This is a genomic window from Pseudomonas sp. FW305-20 (genome assembly GCF_058788075.1).
On sequence record NZ_JBYTAJ010000025.1, the window covers coordinates 65,131 to 85,219 of the forward strand.

The following is a 20,089-nucleotide window of genomic DNA, read 5'->3' on the forward strand; positions in this document are numbered from 1 at the left end:
GGCATTAACCTACGAAGGGATTTCGCCGTGCGCTGGCTCAGGATTGCCATAGGATTCACCGTCACTCTGTTGACCTTGCTCTGCATGCTCCCGGCCCAGGCCGCGCAAGGCAGTGGCTGGGCAGTATTGCTCGACGAACAGGGCGACCTGCAACTCAGCGACATCCGTTCCGCTCGCTACACCAATCAATTCAGCCCCATTGAACTCGACCGCCTCACCGCCGCCGAACCCGATGGTGCGTTATGGCTGCGCTTCAGGCTCGCTCCCGGCAAGCATGAGCAATTGCTGCGGGTATTCGCGCCCGACCTGTCGCACCTCAATCTGTATGTGCTGGACGGCGACACGCTGATCGAGCAACAGAACACCGGCACCCGCCAGCCCCAGGCTGAACGGCCACTGCCCAGCAGCGACTTCATGTTGCCGCTGCCACAAAACGAAAAACCTCTCGATGTTTACCTGCGACTGGTCTCCGACCATCAGTTGAGGCCTCACATCACCCTGCAGTCGGCGGTCATGACCGCGGCCAACCAGAATCAGACGCTGATCTTCGGAATGTTGTTCGGTTGTATCGCGATGCTGATCCTGCACAGCCTCGTCCGCTATGCCTATACCCGCTCACGCAGCAGTCTCTGGCTGGCCGGGTGCGAAGCCTTGTTGATGCTCAGCCTGTTGCTGTTGCTGAACCTGGCAGGACCCTGGCTGCCAAACTGGCACGCGGTACAGACCCCCGGCGCCTACCTCGCCCTGCTGCTGACGGCGCCGTGCGGCCTGATGTTCGCCTATTGCTTCTTCACCCCACTCGGCCCGCACCCGCTGAACAAGCTGCTGCTGGGGGACATTCTGTTTATCGTGGTCTGCGGCTTGCTTCTGCTGTTCGTCAACACGCTGCCGCTGAACATCATGACCTACGCCCTGGTCGCCCTGGCAGGCCTGAGCATGTTGTTCGTCAGCGCCTATCACTGGCAAAAAGGCTATCGCCCGGCGCGCCTGTTCGTCGCGGCAATGGTGGTGTTCAACATTGGCACTCTGATCATGTTGCCGGCACTGCTGGGATTGACCCTGGTCGCACCGCAGGGCTTGATCATGACGCTGCTGGGGTTGATCTGCATCAGCGGCATATTGATGAGCATTGCCTTGAGCGAACGTCAGCGCAGCATCACCGAAGCCCGTTTCAGCATCAGCCGCGACCTGGCCGCCAGCAACGCCGAGATCAACGCCAAGGCCGAATTCCTGGCAAAAATCAGCCACGAAATCCGCACCCCGATGAATGGCGTGCTGGGCATGACCGAGCTGCTGTTGGGCACGCCACTCTCGGTCAAGCAGCGCGACTATGTACAGACCATCCACAGTGCCGGCAACGAACTGCTGACACTGATCAACGAAATTCTCGACATCTCCAAGCTCGAATCCGGGCAGATCGAACTGGACGATGTGCAATTCGACCTCAACGCGCTGATCGAAGATTGCCTGAGCATCTTTCGCGCCAAGGCCGAACAGCAGAACGTCGAGCTGATCAGTTTTATCCAGCCGCAAGTGCCACGCGTCATCAGCGGTGATCCGACGCGCCTGCGCCAGACCCTGCTGAGCCTGCTGGAAAACGCCCTGAAGAAAACCGACGAAGGCGAAATCCTGATCGTTGTCGCGCTCGATGAGCGCAGCGCCAAACCGCGCTTGCGCATTGCCGTGCAGGACAGCGGTGAGCCGATGGACGCCGAAGAGCGCGATGCATTGATGCACGCCGAACTGCACAGCAAGCACTTCCTCTCGGCCAACCGCTTGGGAGGCAACCTGGGGCTGGTGATCGCCCGTCAGCTGATTCGCTTGATGCACGGTGAGTTCGGGATCAAGAGCGGCGCCAATCAGGGCAGCACCTTGTGGCTGACCCTGCCGCTGGACCCCGACCGCCTCGAACACCCGACGTCCGACCTTGATGGCCCGTTGCAGGGTGCACGGGTATTGGTGGTAGACGATAACGACACGTGTCGCAAAGTGCTGATGCAACAGTGCACCGCCTGGGGCCTTAATGTCAGCTCCGTAGCGTCCGGCAAGGAAGCGCTGGCGCTGCTGCGCACCAAGGCTCACTTGCGTGATTACTTCGACGTGGTCCTGCTGGACCAGAACATGCCCGGCATGACCGGCATGCAACTGGCGGCCAAGATCAAGGAAGATCCGAGCCTGAACCACGACATCCTGCTGATCATGCTCACCGGCATCAGCAATGCGCCGAGCAAGATCATCGCGCGCAACTCGGGGATCAAACGCATCCTCGCCAAACCGGTGGCCGGTTACACCCTCAAGACGACATTGGCCGACGAGCTGAACCAGCGAAACAAGGGCCTCTCCATCTCGCAGCACCTGCCCACCGGCCCGACCTTGCCGGTCAAGGTGCCAAGCGATTTCCGCATCCTGGTGGCCGAAGACAACAGCATCTCGACCAAAGTGATTCGCGGCATGCTGGGCAAGCTCAACCTGCAACCGGACACCGCCAGCAATGGTGAGGAAGCGCTGATGGCGATGAAGGCCCAGCGCTATGACCTGGTGCTGATGGACTGTGAAATGCCGATCCTCGACGGCTTCTCCGCCACCCAGCAACTGCGTGCCTGGGAAGTCGGCAATCAGCGGATTCGCACGCCGGTGGTGGCTTTGACTGCGCACATTCTTGCCGAACACAAAGAGCGCGCGCGCCAGGCCGGCATGGACGGGCACATGGCCAAACCGGTGGAGTTGTCGCAGTTGCGTGAATTGATCGAGCATTGGGTTGCCCAGCGTGATCAGCAAATCCGGGCAGCGACTCAAACGTCCTGAGCCGACAGACCCCGCAGCGCCTGATAGACTCCTCCTCGACTTCCCTCGCCAGTGAGCTTGCACCATGCTCCACGTGTTGTTCAGCGTTTACCTGAAGATGCTGGTGCTCTACAGCCCGTTCTTCGTGTTGTCCTGTTTCATCAGTCTGACCCGCGGATATTCGCGCAAGGAACAACGCCGTCTGGCCTGGAAAGTGGCGACTGCCACACTGGTCTCCAGCGTCTTGCTGTACCTGTTCGGACGAGTGATTTTCAGTGTCTTCGGCATCACCGTGGACGCGTTCCGCATCGGCGCCGGCAGTGTGTTGTTCATCTCGGCGTTGGGTATGGCGCAGGGCAAGTCGGCAGTGCAGACCGACAACGTGCAGCAGGACGTGACCATCGTCCCGCTGACGATTCCCCTGACAGTCGGCCCCGGCACCATCGGCGCCTTGCTGGTGATGGGCGTGAGTCAGCCTCATTGGGACGACAAACTCACGGCCATTCTGAGCATTGCCCTGGCCAGTTTTACCGTCGGCGTGGTGCTTTACCTGTCCAACCGCATCGAGCGGATTCTCGGTGACCAGGGTTTGCAGATCGTCAGCCGGTTGATGGGGTTGTTCGTCTGCGCATTGGCGGCGCAGATCATCTTTACCGGGGTGAAGGGCTATCTGGTTCCCTGAATCGGCTTAGGGGCGGCCTTCCAGGCCGTTCCCCTGCCACACCAGCCGGCATACGGGTCCGCACGGGCGACTCGATAGATTACGTTGTTGTCTGGTGTTGATTACTTACTCCGGAGCATTTCTGCGGCGATTGAAGCGTTTCTGCAGCAGCGGCTTGTAATACTGACCCAAGTACGCTTCCAGCTCATTCTTCAGTCCAGCATAACGAACTGGGTTAAAGGTAATAAAAGAACTTCCGCGAAATATATCGAGATGCGAAGTTCTCCAATTAAAAAAGAGGGGTGTGGTTTCGTTACTACCGCCCACGCTGTCGATCGACACCAACGAAGTTACGATAATGCCATTGGTCAATTGATCACATGGCATCACCGCCAGCCTGACACCTTTACTGCCTGTAACTTCGCGATTGAACAAAGTGATCGCTTCCGGTTCCTGCTTCACGGCATTCAATGTCGAATTGGCAACTGCGTTGAGTACGGCAGCCCCCGGAATCGCGGCTTTCGCTGCATCCATACCGGCCTTGACGATGTCGGTAACGATGTTATCCATGGTCAATTGATGGGAACTCTTCTGATAAACGGTGTAGCCGGAATCCGCCACGAAGCACCCTGCTTCATCCATGCATCTCAGGAAAGCGAGATACCACGCTTCAGGGTCGTCGCCTGGAACTTCGTAACTTGCTTCCAGCTTCGAAAACTTGATCAGGTTCTCAATGATCGCCATATTTTCCAGCGTAATATTTTCGCCATACCCCACCAGCGTATTGGCCAGCACGACCGCATCCAGCTCTTTGGTCGGGCTCGAAGCGTCTGCTGCCACAAAAGACCGCATACGAATTACAGGTTGCTCAGACAGCCGCCGACTAATACGCGCTTTAACTAAAGCAGTACATTTTTCAACATTAACAGCACTTTCAATAACATCCATATCAAACATTCCATTCAATAAGTTAATAAGCACCCCGACTAGGGCAAAACGAATCTAACGCACCCTATGCAGACAAACAAACCACAATCAATTTCCATATATGTACAAGCACGACGCCACGACCGAGAGAAAACTTCACACACATATAAAGCCAGCACTAACACTCGTCATTGTAAGCTGCGAACATTGCACAGCCGTGCAATATCCTCACCAGGAACTATTATTTCTTTTAACAGGCATTACTTATGAACAACACACTACCATCCGGCATGGTGACAGGCCCCAATCTTATTTCATGCATCGGCGAACTGACTCTGCAAGACTTTGACGATTTAACCGATTGTACGCACATTGCCACACGGTCTGCCGACCTCGTCCATAATCGCTTTGCCAACTCACAATACTGGCTGGATGAATATGTTCGCACTCTCATGTTTCTCGGCTGGTCGCTCCATGAAGGTGCCATTACGACACGAATACGTTTTGATGTTTCTGGCAGCGTTGCCGATTTTCTGGTGCGCAAAGCTCAAGCCCTGAACGACTCCCAGCAAGCAAATGCCATGATTGACACCCTCGACGCCTTGCGACCAGACACTGGCGCCGTGCGCTCATTGGACGACGAGAGCCTTAAAGGGCGTCGATTTCAAGTGCTTCCTGCGCGTTATGACTCAAGTAGAAATCTCCATATAGCCGTTTTCAACCTCGAGTTGGTTGCCAATGAAACAAAGAACGGCTTCTTGTTTTGGTCCTGGGAAAAGCAATCGGCGAATCTCGTTCAACAGAGTGCCTTTCTCAAATTGAACAGAGCCATACTCGACACAAAAAGACCGCTTATGGAGACCAAGCTCCGTGAACAAGTCATGAAGCGATTTACCTTGAGGAAGGTAAATCCATAAACCGCCTCGCACACATAAAAAAACCCTTCACACGTTTGAACATGTGAAGGGGCGACGCCGAACGCGGGAATCAGACTTGTACGATTGCTTCACTCTGCCGGGTCATCAACAACGTCATGCCCTCCTTCGTCATTAGCGCGGCAAGCTGCCTGTCCTTGCCATCGCTGGCCAGTGCCTGCACGAACTCATCAAGGGTTACGGTCATTGTGGTGCCATGAACCTGAAGACTCAGGCTCATCGCACGGCGCTCAGTCAAACTGTCGGAATGGTTGAGCAGGATCAGGCTGTGTCCGGTATTCGGGTCGGTAAACAGCAACTTATTTTCAACCAGACTGACCCGCCACGCATCCTGCGCCCCGGTATCCAGAATCAACGTGCCTGGCATCTGTGACTCAGCGCTCAACGAACGACGACAATCAACCATAATGCATTCAAGCCGCTGCCAGGCAGTGCTCGATAGGCTGCAGCTGATCGCTTTCGGCCCATAACTCAAGATCAACTGGGTAATGTCGTCAGGTATCAACGGCATAACGTCATTGAGCTCGCCCTGAAACTCCAGCATCAGTACCTCGTCTTCACGACGAGCAACGCTGTTCTCCAGCCACACATCCTTCGAAGCGCTGTATGTCAGTTGGGTGGGCGTTTCATGTAACAAGGCAATAGTTTTGTTTCGAACACCCAGCAGTCGGGTTTCCAGTCTCGTATCGACCTCACCCACCACACGATCGATACCCTCGACATACCATTGGTAGCCCGAGTAACCGCCAACCGATACAAATGCTTCGTGGGGATACTTGCTCACCAGCGCCCTCAACGCTCGCCTCACCCTTGCATCGTATGGGTCTTTCGTCCCCTGTTGCGCCAGCACCCAGCCTCCCGTGACGCCGACGATACGTGCCGGTTCACCGAACATCATCTCGAGTTCAACCCCTTCAAGCGTCCGCCCTCGCAGACCGGAGCCATGTGTCCATACCTGTGCAAAAGACCATTCGGGCCAAACCTTTTGTGGCACAGGCAACAGGTCCTGCCGCAGAAGCTGCAGACCATTGTCAAAGAGTGTCGGTAGTTTTTCAGGCTCAAGGAACGCTTGGCGGTAAAGTTGCCCAACGGAAACATCCAGCAGCCAGCCCGTCTCCTCATTTGGCGTCGTTGCCACCAACTGCACTACCTTGCCGGGGCCCATATCCGCCATCAGCCATCGATGGTCGACGTACCAGGCACACAGCTTTTCATCCCGTACGCCGCTCCCCAGACCAAGAATCGAAAAGCTCGACGCTTGATGCGCCGTGGCAAGCGCCTTAACGTCGGTCCAGAACTCAAAGCCTATGCCCAACGGCCCTCTGGCATCCTCTAGCCAGTCTTCGGAGACTCCGGCCAGCTGCGACTGCCCTTGCTCGTTGATATCGAAATACAGCCCTTCCCTGGTCAACGCAACGTAGCGTTTTTCATTAGCGATGACCTCAATCACATTCCAGGGCCCGATACGCTCAGCCTGGGCATCCACACCGGTGACGGTCATCCCGATCTTCTGGCGATAGAGGGTCCGATTGAGCTTGTCAAAGAACAGGACGGTATCACCCTTCCTGGTCGCGGGAGTCAGCAACATCGGGCTGACCGGGCCGCGCGGCCCCTCAATCTGCGGCACATCGGGACGAATCAACAGGCCATCGGCAGCACGGACCCACGTGCTGAGCGACTCCTTTTTGCCCTGTGTCAAAGGGGTTATCGAGACAAACGCCGCTGGCTGATAATCCACGACTTTCACTTGGGTCAAAGGCCAAAGCTTGGAGTCCTTGACCAACAATTCGTAATCCCACAGGAAGTTCGACCACCCCCGCATCACGCCCTTGAGCAGCAGGTCTTGCTGACGCTCGGTCAAATGACCTGCAATCGCCAGCAGCAAGACTTCGTCCTCACCCAACAGGTAGACCACCTCGGCTTCACGCCCGGTGCGCTGGGTCACTTGCTGGACAATCCGAATGACCCCCTGCCCCAGGACCTGAAACACCGAGATGCTCGAACCGGGCACCGGGTCCATCAGCCTATAGAATCGATTGACTTGCCCGGTGACCACGTCAGTGCGCCAGATGAGTGCTTCCCGGGAGCAATAGAAATACGCCTGCCCACCAATAACCGCGCCCAGCCTGGCTTGGTTCGCCAAGGCTGGTGGGAGGTCGCGAGCGTAGATGAAACGATCACGGGCCTGCTCATAAAAAGCCGTAGTGAGTTGTGGTTCTTGTGGGTCTGCGAACGGAACCGGGAAATTCTGTACCGCGGTGAATGGGCTGGCTAAACGATTGGCGCGGGCCAGGTTCCTGACTCGGGCCTGGATCATCGCGGTGTCGGCAGTCGGATCGTTCTCCAGCTCTTCGAGCAGCAGTTGCCGTTTCGCCCAGTCAACTCGAAACGAGTTATGCGAAGTCTGGATAACCAATTCGGGTGTACCCATGACATGAACGTCGATAGCCCCCACCTTCAAAAAGCCGTCGCTGACAACGATGTCCGCTTCACTCAACCAGAGCGCACGCAGCGTCCAGGCCATGGGGCGCGCCTTTGCCTGTGACAGATTGATCGAGCGCACGCCCGGGGCGAGTGTCAGCGTGCAATGACCACCCACCCCTTCAACACTGTAGGTCAGCTTGCCGTGCAACATCTTGGGCAGCTCGGGCACCAGCAACAACCGCGGTTCCTCATCCAGCAAGACCCTGATCGTCGTCTCGACCTCTATCGGATACAAGTTGTGCAGGATGTACTCGGAGGGGAACTTGTAAAAGGTAAACCAGAACTGGCGATTGCCTGCTGTGTCGTACTCCAGCTTCAGCGCGGTTTCAAAATGCTCGGAACGCGTGGTCGAAAACGGCAGGGCCGAGTAGTCGAAACCGAACCAGGTCTTGGCCACACACGGCAGGACAATGGCCTGAAAGGTCGTCAAATCGCCAATAGCCGCATGCTCCGGCAACCCGAGGTGTTGACGAATGTTGATGGCTTTCGAACGATCAGGATTCTGATCTGGCGGGTTCAGCGTATAGGTGTTGGCCGACAAAATTTCCTGGCTGTCAAACGTCAGCCGCTGGTTGCGCAAATCAATCTCGCGGATGGCCGCGTAAGGATTCGGATAAAACACACCCTCCCTGATCGAGTGACCGCCCGAGCGATACGCCTTATCGACGCGGTTCAGGTACTGACCGATCCGCCGCCCTCGTTCCAACGTGCCATTGAACCCTTCAACCAGCGCACTGACGCCAATGGCGAACCCACCCAGGATCACACCGGCTCCGCCAAGAAACGCAGCGACCGTACTGGCACCTGCCAGGCCGGCGCCTATGCCGGCCGCGGTCAGTGCCAACCCCGCGGAATCGAACGCCAACTGCGTACCGTATTGCGCCTGTTGCAGATCGTCCTTGGCATTGGCCAGCAGATAGATATCGAAACCCAGAGTAGCCAGTTGCATCACCGTGGCCAAACCATCCCTGGCAATATGTCCCAGCGCATTGACCACTACCGAGGAGGTGGTTCGGGCCACCAGCGGTGCGTCGTTTAACGCCACCCTGACCAGTTTGACCAGTTCCACGATGTCGAGCAGATTGCCATGGGCCAGTTGCGCGTAACTGAGGTAACCGTGCATTCGCACTGCTGTCGTCAGGCTGCGGTCTTCATTGATGGCGCTGATTTGCTCATGAGACTGGAGCGCTACCAACAGCGCCTGAACCGTAAACGCCGCATTCAAGGTTTGCACGGCGCTGACATCGCTCGGGTCAACCCTGCCCGGCACTGACGGCTTGACCGACAGTGTCTGGAAAGTCTCCGTCAGGTAGGAGCGGATCCGCGGAAGAACCCCGTCAGTGCTTGGCACCCTGACGGTGCGCGTTGGATCCTTGAGATTGACCAGGCTGATTTCATAGTGTCCACCTGACACCTCTCGCACACTGTCGAACACCGGAACAAAGTCTCGCCCAAGGCTACTTTCCGCGTGGAGGCGATCAGCGCTGTGCTGAATCTGCTGCGCCCAGTGGCGGGCGTCCAGCTCACTCAGCCCTCGCCCCAGCCGGGCATTTTCCACCAATGAACGGGCCCGTAACTCAGCATGGTGTTCCCATGGCGCCACCGTTATCCCGATGCTGATCGGATCATGACTCAGCAAACCTGACACCTTGATCTGCGACGCAAGCTCCAGATCGGCGACACGTGGACCATTGAGGTCGACGACGTTGAACGTCGCCTCCATCACGTGATTGATCTCATAGAGTTTGGCCAGCTCAGGGCTGCTCAGGAACCGCTCAAGACCACGGTGCAGGTCCTGCGCCTGTTCGAATCCGAAGACACCGAAATTCGGATCGTAGAAGTGGTAGGCACTCGACTCGCCAGTGACGACTTTTGCCACCAACAGGGAATGGCTTTCGGTGTTAAGCATCAAGGTGCGGGTGGAAGCACTGGCTTGCAGGGTCCGCATGACCTGATCCAACCCGGACTCTCCTGATAAAACGCCCAACCGCGCCATTGGCACAGTTCGCAGCTCATCGAGAGTTCGCAGAAAAGCATGGGTTTCATTGGCGTCGGGCGCAAGGTTGGCATTGGCCAACCTGCCGCTCAAAGCGTCCACAGCCGAAGGGCCTTTTTCGATGGCCGCCGCCATGGCCAATACCAGCGGATAACAACGCCTTCCAGGATCGCCTTCACCCCTGACCAGTAAACCCTGAGGCATCAACCTCCCCGTCGAAGCACCTTGCTCGATGAAGGTTTCCAGCACCGTGGCGCTGCGCTGGAAGATGTGTTGACGCAGCTCATGTTGGGCCTGAAACCTGATACGGGCCGTGTGCTCGCCCCATTGGCGCAAGGTCAGCGGTTTCTCGAACGCGAGGGCCTTGAGCACTTGAGCGCTGTTCTTCGATGGCTCACCCATTGCTTGGGCAGCTGCAAAACCGGCTTCGAATGCGGGATGCCTGCGTGTGAGCAAAGCCTGCTCGATGGCCAGATAACGCTGGGCGAAACTCAGATCGGTGGTGCTCTGCGCAAGGGCTCGGGTGTGCTGCCAGGCATCGTCGAATCCGGCATTATCCAGCGTCTGCGCACCGAACAGCCCGCCGAGTAACACCCGATGCACCGGGCTCAACTGATCAAGCGGCAGAGAGTCGTGGCCAATGCGAACGATCATTTCATTCAGATTGCCGATCGGCTCAAAACCGTGCGAGACCGGAAGTTCGACAGGGACTTGCGCCAGGATCCGCTGACGCTCATCGAAGCTCAGGGACCAAGGCTTATCGAAGCTCAGGTCGCCGCTAAGTTTTTCGTTCATGGCCCGGATAAAGGGGGTTCCCAGGTCATCCATCAATTGCTGCAGGATGTCGGTCTGTAAAACCGGGCGGCCCTCAATCACAGGCCAACCCTTTTCAAACGTCATGAGCTGACCTTTCAGCAGCTCCGTGATGTTGCCTTTGAAATGGGCCTTATAGCCGCCCTGGCTCGCTTTTGTTGTCTCAAGCTCGAACCAGGCCGCCTCAGTTTTGGCATTGTCTTTCCAGCTGTGATGGGTTTCTTCTTCGGTGGCGAGGTTAAAGCCGTCGAACAGGTCAACCTTGTCACTGATCTGTTGGCGGCTTTCAAGCACCGCATGGTCGTCAACAAAGTCACTCAACCCGCTGGACACCGCCGTCGGCCCGCTCATTGCAATGGCCGACTGGGCACCGAATCTGATCCCGTCGGCATCATAGTCATTGATCGCCTGCAAAAAACTGTTGAGGCTTTGCAGATTCGAGTTCCAGCTTGAAATCGGACCGTGTTGTTTCTCCATCTCCCGGATAATCAGATCGGGAAATGCCTGGCGATCCTGAAGCGATACATTGCTGCTCAAGGCCTGCGCAACTACCCGATCCAGGAATTGATAGTTGCTGCGAATTTTTTCCATAACGGCGGCGAGTTGTGCAGAACCTGCATGACCACTCAACAGGGCATTGGATAATCCGTTGAACGGCGTCTTGATTTGATTCGCCATCGAATCAGGCGCGTTTTTATTACCGACACGCAGGCCGTTCGACGCAACCATGACGTCATTGAACGGGGCAAAAATATCGCTGAGGGACGGCGCGCTTTTGGCAAATGCAGTTATCGCCTCTCGGTGTTGTTCGGGCACCTTGGAGCGAAAATCTGCATAGGCCTGTCCCCGATTCGGAAGTAGTGTCGGGTTGTAATCGAACAATACCTGCATCACACCTATACGTTCTTCGGCACTGAAGGCGGCGAGGTCCACTCCACCGAGCACTTTATGCAGAGACGGCAGCAAATCAGCATCAAGATAGGTTCCACTCTCGCTATTCAGAACTTGTAAACGTGTGATATCGGATGCAGCCGCCAAGTTGGTGCGAAACGAGATTTCGCGCTCATAAATATCGAACAACGGTTGATCGATAAGCTCTACGTGTATGTCTCGATGAGTCATTTCCAGGCGTTGCAGAGATTGAAGGTTGCGGGCTTTGAGCGCCTTGAGCGCACCTTCATCCTGGCCATAGGCACTGACCAAAAGATCAATTCGCGCCTGATCGGCGCTACCGCCCGCCCGTGTGACCGTCTGGATATGCTCGAACATCTGCTGTCGCAACACTCGAGTTCGCTCGATGTAACGGCGAGCCAGCGCAGCAGACGTATCGACGGCGCCTTGTGGCGCAGATATCGCCCCCAGCGCTTTGGCTGACTCGACGATAATGCGATTGGTCTCATGGGCCAGCAAAGCATCGCTGTCATACCACAGGTTGAGGCTGTAACCCTGTGGGGCAAGCATTTGCCTCCAGACATTGATGTAGTCTCCCTGAATAGCACCAATGCCTCCGCCCACCCAGACAAAGTGCAACTTTTTAGGGACGGGTTTGCCGGTATTCAGTAGTTCGACCGTTGTACTCAAACGCAAGAAATAGTCCGTCAATTTATCCCGGACTTTTGGCAGTGTGGCCGCCGAACCTTTCGGGCTTGTTGATTCGAGCGTTTCCTTCAATAGACTTATCGCCGTCAGTTGAGCGTCAAGAGTCGACGCTTCGGTAGCACCGTCGAAGTAACGCAAGGCCGCTGCATGCGCCGGCATATCTTTGAAACCGCTCAACGCGAACTCCAGTTCGCTGCGATCAAACGGCGTGGGGAAAGTGTCAGTCTGATTTAGCGTTTCGCCAGTTGTACTTTTCATTTTCATATCCATATGTAAAAAGCTGACAGCCACTCCCCCATCGAACAGGCTCAATGTGTCAGTGGCTGTCAGAACTCAACCTTCTATCGTTTCAATTATTGCGGTGGGCAAAATGTCTTTGAGTAACACACTGCTCGTGCTGCCATTCCTGACCAGGGCACTCACCAGTGTTGACACCGCGAAGGACTGATAGCCGCTCATCGTCAGAAATACGTTCCGTTGCAAAACGACATCCGTCGAGAACACGTCGCGAAAGATCAAACTGTGTCCGCTGTCGGCATCCACAATCACCAAGTGCTCATCGACCCGGCTCGCCCACAACTGATCCACAACCACGATATCCCAGATCAGTTTTCCCGGAACCGAGGGCGAGTGGTCGAGCGAATGGCGGCAATCGACAATGACCGATTGAAGTTTCAACCACGCGGCCCTGGTAAGCCGACAGGTCGTTGACCCCTCACCCATTTTGAGCACCAGGATGCTGACATCATCGGCAATCAGCGGCAGCAGGTCGCTACCTGTCTTTGGCCCATCGACCACCAGTACTTCGGCGTTGCGCTGGACATAGTCGAGCGGCCCGACCCTGCTGTTTTGCGGATAGGTGTGCAAAAAACCATCCCCGCGGTCATGCAGCATCACGTTGGTTTGATGCTGGGTGCCGACGAGTGTGAATTGCGCAGCGACAGCGGTCTTCGGAATGCGGATCAACCGCCCGGTCCGGACCACATACCATTGTTGGTAGTCAGGGTCTTCGACGGACAGAAAATCGGCGCATCGATGTTCATTCGCCAGCGCCGCCAACCCCTCGCTCAACTCACCTTCCAGTACCGCGACCCAATGGCTGTCAACGCCCGTAATCCGTGCCGGTGCGTTGTACTGTAAATCCACCTCCACACCTTCAAGCGTCGTGGCCCTCAGACCAGCGCCTTCTACTGTTACATCGCTAAATGTCCAGCTCGCCCATTCCTGCGTCGCGGCTGGCAATGCCGCAGGCGTTAACAGTTTCGTTCCCTGGGCAAATGCTGTGCTCAAGTGCTCTGGATCGATAAAACCCTGACGGACAATCTTCCCGGTTGATAGATCAAACAGCCAGGTGGCCTGATTGTCTGGAGTAATACTCAGCAACCGAACTTCTTTGCCGTGCCCCATTTCAGCGAGCAGCAGCCGACCATCCAGGTACCAGGCGCACAAGGCATCGCCCTTGAAACCGGTCAAACCCAGAATGGCAAAACTCGGCACCGGTTGGTGCAACGCAACCGTTGCCAGCGCCAACCACCATTGGCTTTTGTCCTTCAGCCAATGCTCGGTCAGCCCGCCAAATCTCAGGTTCCCGTGCGGCGCAATGTCAAAGAACAGACCCGCGTCGGTCAGGACGAGATAGTCCCGCTCAACGGCGACAACGTTTTTCAGCCCAGGGGGGGATATGTTGCTGGACGACCATTGTGCACGACCATCCACCATCAACCTTTGCTGGCACATGAGGCCTTGGTGAAGTTTGTCGTAGGTAACAAACACTTCGCCCTCGGCACCAGCAGGAGCAATGAGCACAAGATCACTCAAGGCCTTGATCGAGTCTGCCCATCCTCGCGCACGGTGACGCCTGGCAGGTGCACGAATAATCAACCCATCACCGCTGCGCACCCAGACCAGATCCCGCAACTCGGCATCGATCTGCCAACAAATCGAAACCAGTGCAGCGGGACGCCAGTTCACCGTATTGGTGGACTCCAGCGGCAAGTGATAGTCGCCCAATACGTGCTTCCAGTCCGTCAGCATGTCGGCCTCTAAAAGCGACTGAAGTGCAGGATCCTGACCGCGGGTGATCGAACTGAGCAACACGCTCCGGTCATGGATCACATAGGTCAGTTCATCTTGCCGGTCGTCCTTTCCAGCGAGCCGCTGCACGATCTGAATGCCGCCATTGGCCACGGCCTCAAAGCGGACAATTGCCACGCCAGTTCTGTAAAGCAATCGATAGCGCTGAACCAGCGTCCCGGTGATCGCATTGACCTGCCAGACATAGAAATCATCGGGATGATAGAAGTAAGCCGAACCCTCCAACACTGCGCCCAATACCACCTCGTCGGACAACAGCACCTGCGGATCGCGGATGTACAGAAAACGATCCTGAGCCGAGTCGTAATACGCGACTACTGTCCTGGGTTCGTCCGGTTTTTCATAGGGCACCACAAAGTTGTGAACCGGGGTATATGGCATGGCCAGGCGATGTTCACTGGCCAATGACTTGAAGTGATCCAGCATCGCTTGCTCACCAAGCGCCGGATCGGCCACTTCTTCGACCACCTCCAGCCGCAGGGCGGCAAGATCCACGCGCAGGATTTTGTTATCCGCAAGCTTGAGCAATACATGGTGAACGCCACTGCCACTGAAGGTCACATCCAATGTCCCCGAGACAAGGCGGCCCCCGGCCTCTATCCGGATATCTGCCTCCACCAGCCATGGCGTCAGCAGCACCCATTGCATCGCAATCTGACCGGGTGCGGCGAGTTCAAGGCGAACCCCGGGATTAAGCAGCACGGAACATTGAGCCCCTGCGCCTTCTACCCGGTAGGACACCAGCCCGTGCCACATTTTCGGCAGCGCAGGTACTGCCAGTGAACGCTCGACATTATCGAGACGAACATTGAATACCGTTGGCTTGTAGACCGGATTCAACCGGTTGACCACGTATTCACCGGGAAAGGAATAGAACGAAAACAGAAACTGCCATTGCCCCTGTTCGTTCTTTTTTTCCAGTCGACGTGCCGTGTCGTAACCGTCGGCATGACGAAACGTGACAAAAGGCAGCAATTTGTATTCGTAGGCGTACCAGGTCTTGGGGGTGCAGGGCAGAACGATTGTCTGTCCTGCCTGCGGAGAGAAACGCGCCGAGTCCGGCAACCCAAGCCCCTGGCGAATATCGGTGGCGCGGTCGTAATCCACATCGAAATCCGGAACTCCGAAATGGTCCCGAAGCGGGAACAGTTTTGGACTGTCGAAATGGACAATGGATGCGCGCAAATCAAGATCGGCAAACACCAGCAAGGGATGCGCTATCCAGGCATTCGACACCTTGTCCAGGTGATAGCCGCCTTGCAAGTACGCCTTTTCCAGCCCATCAAAAAACAGCGCGACCTCCTTGGCTTCCTCGGCAATGGTGGCAAAACCTTCGGCCAGCGCCGTAATGCCTACCGCCAGCCCGCCAAGAATCACCCCGCCCCCTCCCAGCACCGCAGCCACCGTACCCGCGCCAGCCAGTGCCGCACCCAGACCGGCTACGCCGACCACCGCACTCACGGAATCAAAGGCCAACTGCGTGCCGAACTGCGCCCTCTCAATGTCATTGGTGGCGTGGCTTAACTGATAAATATCAAACCCGACATTCACCAGCCCCAGCACAGTCCCGACGCCTTCATTGGCGATATGCCCCAAGGCCTTTTGCACCAACGGTGCGCTGGTACGGGCGATCAGCTTTTCATCGTTCAGGGCCTGACGCACCAGGTTCACTACGCCGAGCACATCCACGATGTTGCCGTGGGCCAGTTGGGCATAGTTCACGTAGGCATGCAGGCGAATGGCGGTGGTCAGGGCCTTGTCACTACCGCTGGCCGCGCCCTCGTGATGTCGCAGCGCATTCATCAGGGCTTGTACGGTGAACCCGGCATTGAGCGTATGAACGCTGCCAGCCTCAGTCGGATCAAGCGGACTGACCGATGCACGCGGGCGTGCGGCCAATGAATGGAAGGTGTCGGAGAGGAATTCTTTAATTCTCAGGAACCGGTGATCGCTGGTGGTGACACGCACGGTCTTCTCGGAAACGGGGTTAAGCACACTGATTTCGAATCCCCCTGTCGGGGTTATCTCCAGTGTCTCGAACAGCGCAACAGAATCCGACGCCAGCCCGTGTTGCTCCTGCAATTGACGTGTCGCCTGCGCGATCTGCCCACCCCACCAGTGCGCGTCCAGTTCCAGCAATGAACTGCCCAGCGCCGCATTGTTGACCAGCGACCGTCCCCGGGCACTGGCCAGCCGTTGTCTTACACGTGGCACCGTTTGCTCAGGCAGCGCGCCTGACTCCGACAGGCTTGAAACCTCAATACCGGAGGCAAGTACCCTACTGTTCAGTTTTTCACCATCGAGCTCGATCAGATCAAAGGTCGGCCGTTGCGCATCGCCAAAGGCTGCGTAATGCATGGCCATTTCCTTGCGCAGGAAAAAGTCCGTCAATGCGTCCCTGAACGCCAACGACGTACCAATCTCGTAGGTCCCTAAATTCGGGTCGTAGAACAGGTAATTGCTGCGTTCGCCTTCAAAGATTTTCGCCACTAGCATCGAGTGGTTGTCCGAATTGAGCATCAGGGTTGTGCTGGCTGTTTTTTCTTCCAGTATCGCCACGACCTGAGCGAGATCTGAGCGCATCAGTGGATTGCCTATGTCATTGACAGGCGCGTCACGCAACTCCTCGATCATGCTCACAAATGCCTTTGAATCCGCGTCCTCAGAATTGATGACGGTCAGAAAAAAGCGCGCCCTCAAGGTATTTGCCGCCGTGTTGCTTTTGTGGAGCGCCGCCGCCATAGCCAGCGCCAGTGGGTAACAGCGCCCGGCAACCCGGTCGCCTGCACCTTTGAGCAACAAATCCTGTGGCGCAATTTTGAAGGTGTTGTCCTTGAAGCTCCCCAGCACTTCACCGGTTCGTTCGATGACCCGGTCGCGGTACTCGAGTTTCGCCACATGCTGAATTCTGGCGACCGAGCGTCCCCACTCCAGCAGGGTCAGTGGGCGTGCGAGCGCCTGCTTCTTGAGATCGACACTGGTTTCCGACAGGGCCACGGACGGATTGGAAGCCCCCTTCAATCCGGCAAGGAAAGCCGGATGACTTTGCTTGAACAGCTCCCGTTCGATGGCTCCGTAACGGTGGATGACCCCCATGTCCGACATCGAGTTGGCAAGGTTTTCAAGCGTTGCACTGCCGGCAGCAAAATGCTCGTTATTCAGAGCATCGACTCCCAGTAACCCACCGAGCAACAGACGTTGCAGGGGAGTTAGTTTCGTGAGGAGAACCCGGTCTTTGGGAATCTGGCTCAACAATTCATCCACCGACAGGTTTTGTGTCGCCGCGTCCGGGATGGGAGCCGTGGGGATGATTTTGCCAGCCTGAGCAATGATTGCTTGCCGGTCATCGAAACTCAGGGACAACGGCTTTTCGAACGTCACGCGCCCTGTGTAGTACTCACTCATTGCCTTGCGAAATGGCTCACCGAGATCATCGGCCAGTTGCTGCAACAGATCAGTGATCAACACATGACGACCTTCGATCACCGGCCAGCCTTGATCGAAACTAATGCTCTGGTACTTGAGCAGTTGTGCGACATCGCCGGCATAGCGGGTTTTGAACTTTCCGGCCTCCCAATGCAGCTTTTCTCTATTCAGCCATTGAGCCGTGTCGCTCTCGTTCTCCTTCCAGGAGTGATCCTGCTCTTCCTCGGTCGCCCGGTTGACGGTGGCGATGGCGGGGATGAGGACTTCAGCTCTCGAAGCTTCAGCGCCCCGTGGGGTGAAATGCATCTTCTCGTAATCCGCCAGCCCATCGCGCACCGCAGCCGGGCCGGTCAGATAAATGGTCATTTCGATCTGTGGACGGATTCCGTCACTGTAGTAACCAGCGACAGCGTCAACCAAAAAACTGACCGTCATGTGTTCAATGTTCGGCAGTTCATGCAAGGGCCCGAACCTTTTCTCGGCCACTTCGTTGGCAACGTCAGCGACTGCCCGGACATCGATAAGCGCGATCTTTCTTTCGACAGCTAACCGGGCGGTGGCATCAACCACCTCATAGTTCAACCTGAAGCGGTCAAGAACGGCCTTGAGCATTGCTGACCCGGGATGAGCCATCAGGAACGCGTTACTAAACGAACTTCGCTCGGCGACGGCACGCAGTCCATCCGGTCGTACCTGACGTTCAACCGGGCGCCGGAAAACACTGGCGAGATCGGGCTTGCTCTTGGCAAAACGCTCCAGCGCCTCACGGTGCTCCAGGGGAATTCGCTCGAAATAGTTTTTGTACTTGCTACGTATAACCTGCCGCCCCGGCATCCACTCAGGACTGTGGTCAAGTATCAACTGCAAAACACCCAGGCGTGCATCCAGCTCAAACCGACTGATGTCCACCCCGCCCAACGTTTCCAACAGTGGAGGCAGGTTGTCGACATCGGCATAACTGCCACCGTCGGCGAACAACGCCTCGACGCGGACAATATCGGAGGCGGCAGCAAAGTTGCCACGCAAGCTGATTTCTCGCGCGTAGATGTCCTGCAAGTACAACGGTGTCGCCTCGGTGGCGAGATCGCGAAGGACAATACCGCCCTCGCCCAACGACAACAGACTCTGACGGTTCTTTTCCCTTAGAACCTTCAACCGTGCTTCATCTTGGCTATAGGCTCTCACCAACAGATCGATCCTGGCGTTGTCGGCGCTCTCACCGCTCTCTACCGCTTTATTAATGTGCGCAAACATTTGCTGCTTGAGAGCGATGGCCCGCTCTTCATACTTGTCGGCCAGTTCAAAAGCGTCACTAGTGGTCTGCCCGCCATTAAGCATGGCGTCAGCCTTGGCGGCCTCGACAATAATCCGATTGGTTTCGTGAGCCAGCAATGCATCGCTGTCGTACCAGAGCTTGAGGGTGTAACCCTGCCCAGCCAGGGTCTGTTTCCAGATATTGATGTAGTCGCGCTGGATATCGCCCAAACCGCCGCCGAGCCAGACAAAGTGCAGATTGTCAGGAACGTTGGTTTTGGGCGTTTGCAACTGCTGCGCACCGTTCGACAAACGAGCCTCGAAACCTTCGAGCCGTTCGTAGATGTCTACCATATCGGGGGCAGGGCTCTGGGGAGGAAGCGACTCAGTCGTTCGTCGCTGTCGACCCTCAGGCCCGACCAAAGATGCCAAAGCCTGTTTCAACAGGCCCAGCGGCTCCAGCATCCTGGGCGAATCGAGCAAATCGATGCAGCCAGAGTAATACCTGAAGATGGCGTCATACTCGTCAGTACCTTTGTGCGAAATCAACGCCTGTTGAAGATCTTCAAGATTGAAAAGCTTGGCAAATTTTACATACTCTCCGACATATGAAACATCCAAATAATTATTAGACAAGACACTCTCCAGCTTCAATACATGCAATTAAGTTCCGAAAGCCAGCCGCGCAAATACCGCTCGACGACAATGTCAGCTCTTTTGTATTTTTGAACGAGACCAGATCAATACGCGAAGCAATTGCTTCACATGAGACAAAACTAAATCGTAAAAACAGGCACTTCAAACCCGAAGAAATTCAATTAATTTCAATACAATCAAATTTGAAAAAAATAAAACCTTATATTGCAGACATAAATAAGCGCACTTAGACAAACAACATCGCGCGGACCATCAGCAAACAGCCGGCATTGTGACTCATGCGCAACGCCGAAGTGTTCGACTGCAAAGAAAGCATTGGATAACGAAAGAATACAGCGACAGAAAACAGTATTAATTCTTCGCGGCGAGAGTCATAAATCCCACAACGACAGGTGAAATAAACGACGCATCAACGCCAAAGGGAAAGTGCCGAACAGACGGAAATGTATGAAGTGAGAA

The 20,089-nt window shown here is 56.0% G+C and carries 6 protein-coding genes; 3 read left to right on the forward strand and 3 right to left on the reverse strand.

Features of this window, described 5'->3' with window-relative positions:
• Positions 1–27: 27 nt before the first annotated feature.
• A complete protein-coding gene (locus AC3WP4_RS20465; RefSeq protein WP_102615691.1) occupies positions 28–2,805 on the forward strand; it encodes a hybrid sensor histidine kinase/response regulator in 2,778 nt (925 codons plus the stop codon).
• 64 nt (positions 2,806–2,869) lie between these two features.
• The gene (locus tag AC3WP4_RS20470) at positions 2,870–3,466 is read left to right on the forward strand and encodes a MarC family protein (RefSeq protein ID WP_007937197.1); all 597 of its coding nucleotides are present in this window, start codon (positions 2,870–2,872) and stop codon (positions 3,464–3,466) included.
• A 105-nt stretch (positions 3,467–3,571) separates the two neighbouring features.
• On the opposite strand, the gene AC3WP4_RS20475 is transcribed toward AC3WP4_RS20470, so the two are convergent.
• Positions 3,572–4,393 carry a hypothetical protein gene (locus AC3WP4_RS20475; protein ID WP_102615690.1) on the reverse strand — a complete coding sequence of 274 codons (822 nt, stop codon included), beginning with the start codon at positions 4,391–4,393 and terminating at the stop codon, positions 3,572–3,574.
• 245 nt (positions 4,394–4,638) lie between these two features.
• Between AC3WP4_RS20475 and AC3WP4_RS20480 the strand changes: the two genes are divergently transcribed.
• Entirely contained in the window at positions 4,639–5,289 is a 651-nt protein-coding gene (locus AC3WP4_RS20480; protein ID WP_074873421.1) for a hypothetical protein, read from the forward strand.
• A 70-nt stretch (positions 5,290–5,359) separates the two neighbouring features.
• Here AC3WP4_RS20480 and AC3WP4_RS20485 read toward each other — a convergent pair whose 3' ends face one another.
• A complete protein-coding gene (locus AC3WP4_RS20485) occupies positions 5,360–12,511 on the reverse strand; it encodes a TcdA/TcdB pore-forming domain-containing protein (RefSeq protein WP_146011611.1) in 7,152 nt (2,383 codons plus the stop codon).
• A gap of 21 nt (positions 12,512–12,532) precedes the next feature.
• Complete coding sequence (locus AC3WP4_RS20490; protein ID WP_256581182.1) at positions 12,533–19,438, reverse strand: TcdA/TcdB pore-forming domain-containing protein; 6,906 nt, start codon at positions 19,436–19,438, stop codon at positions 12,533–12,535.
• Between the last annotated feature and the right edge of the window lie 651 nt (positions 19,439–20,089).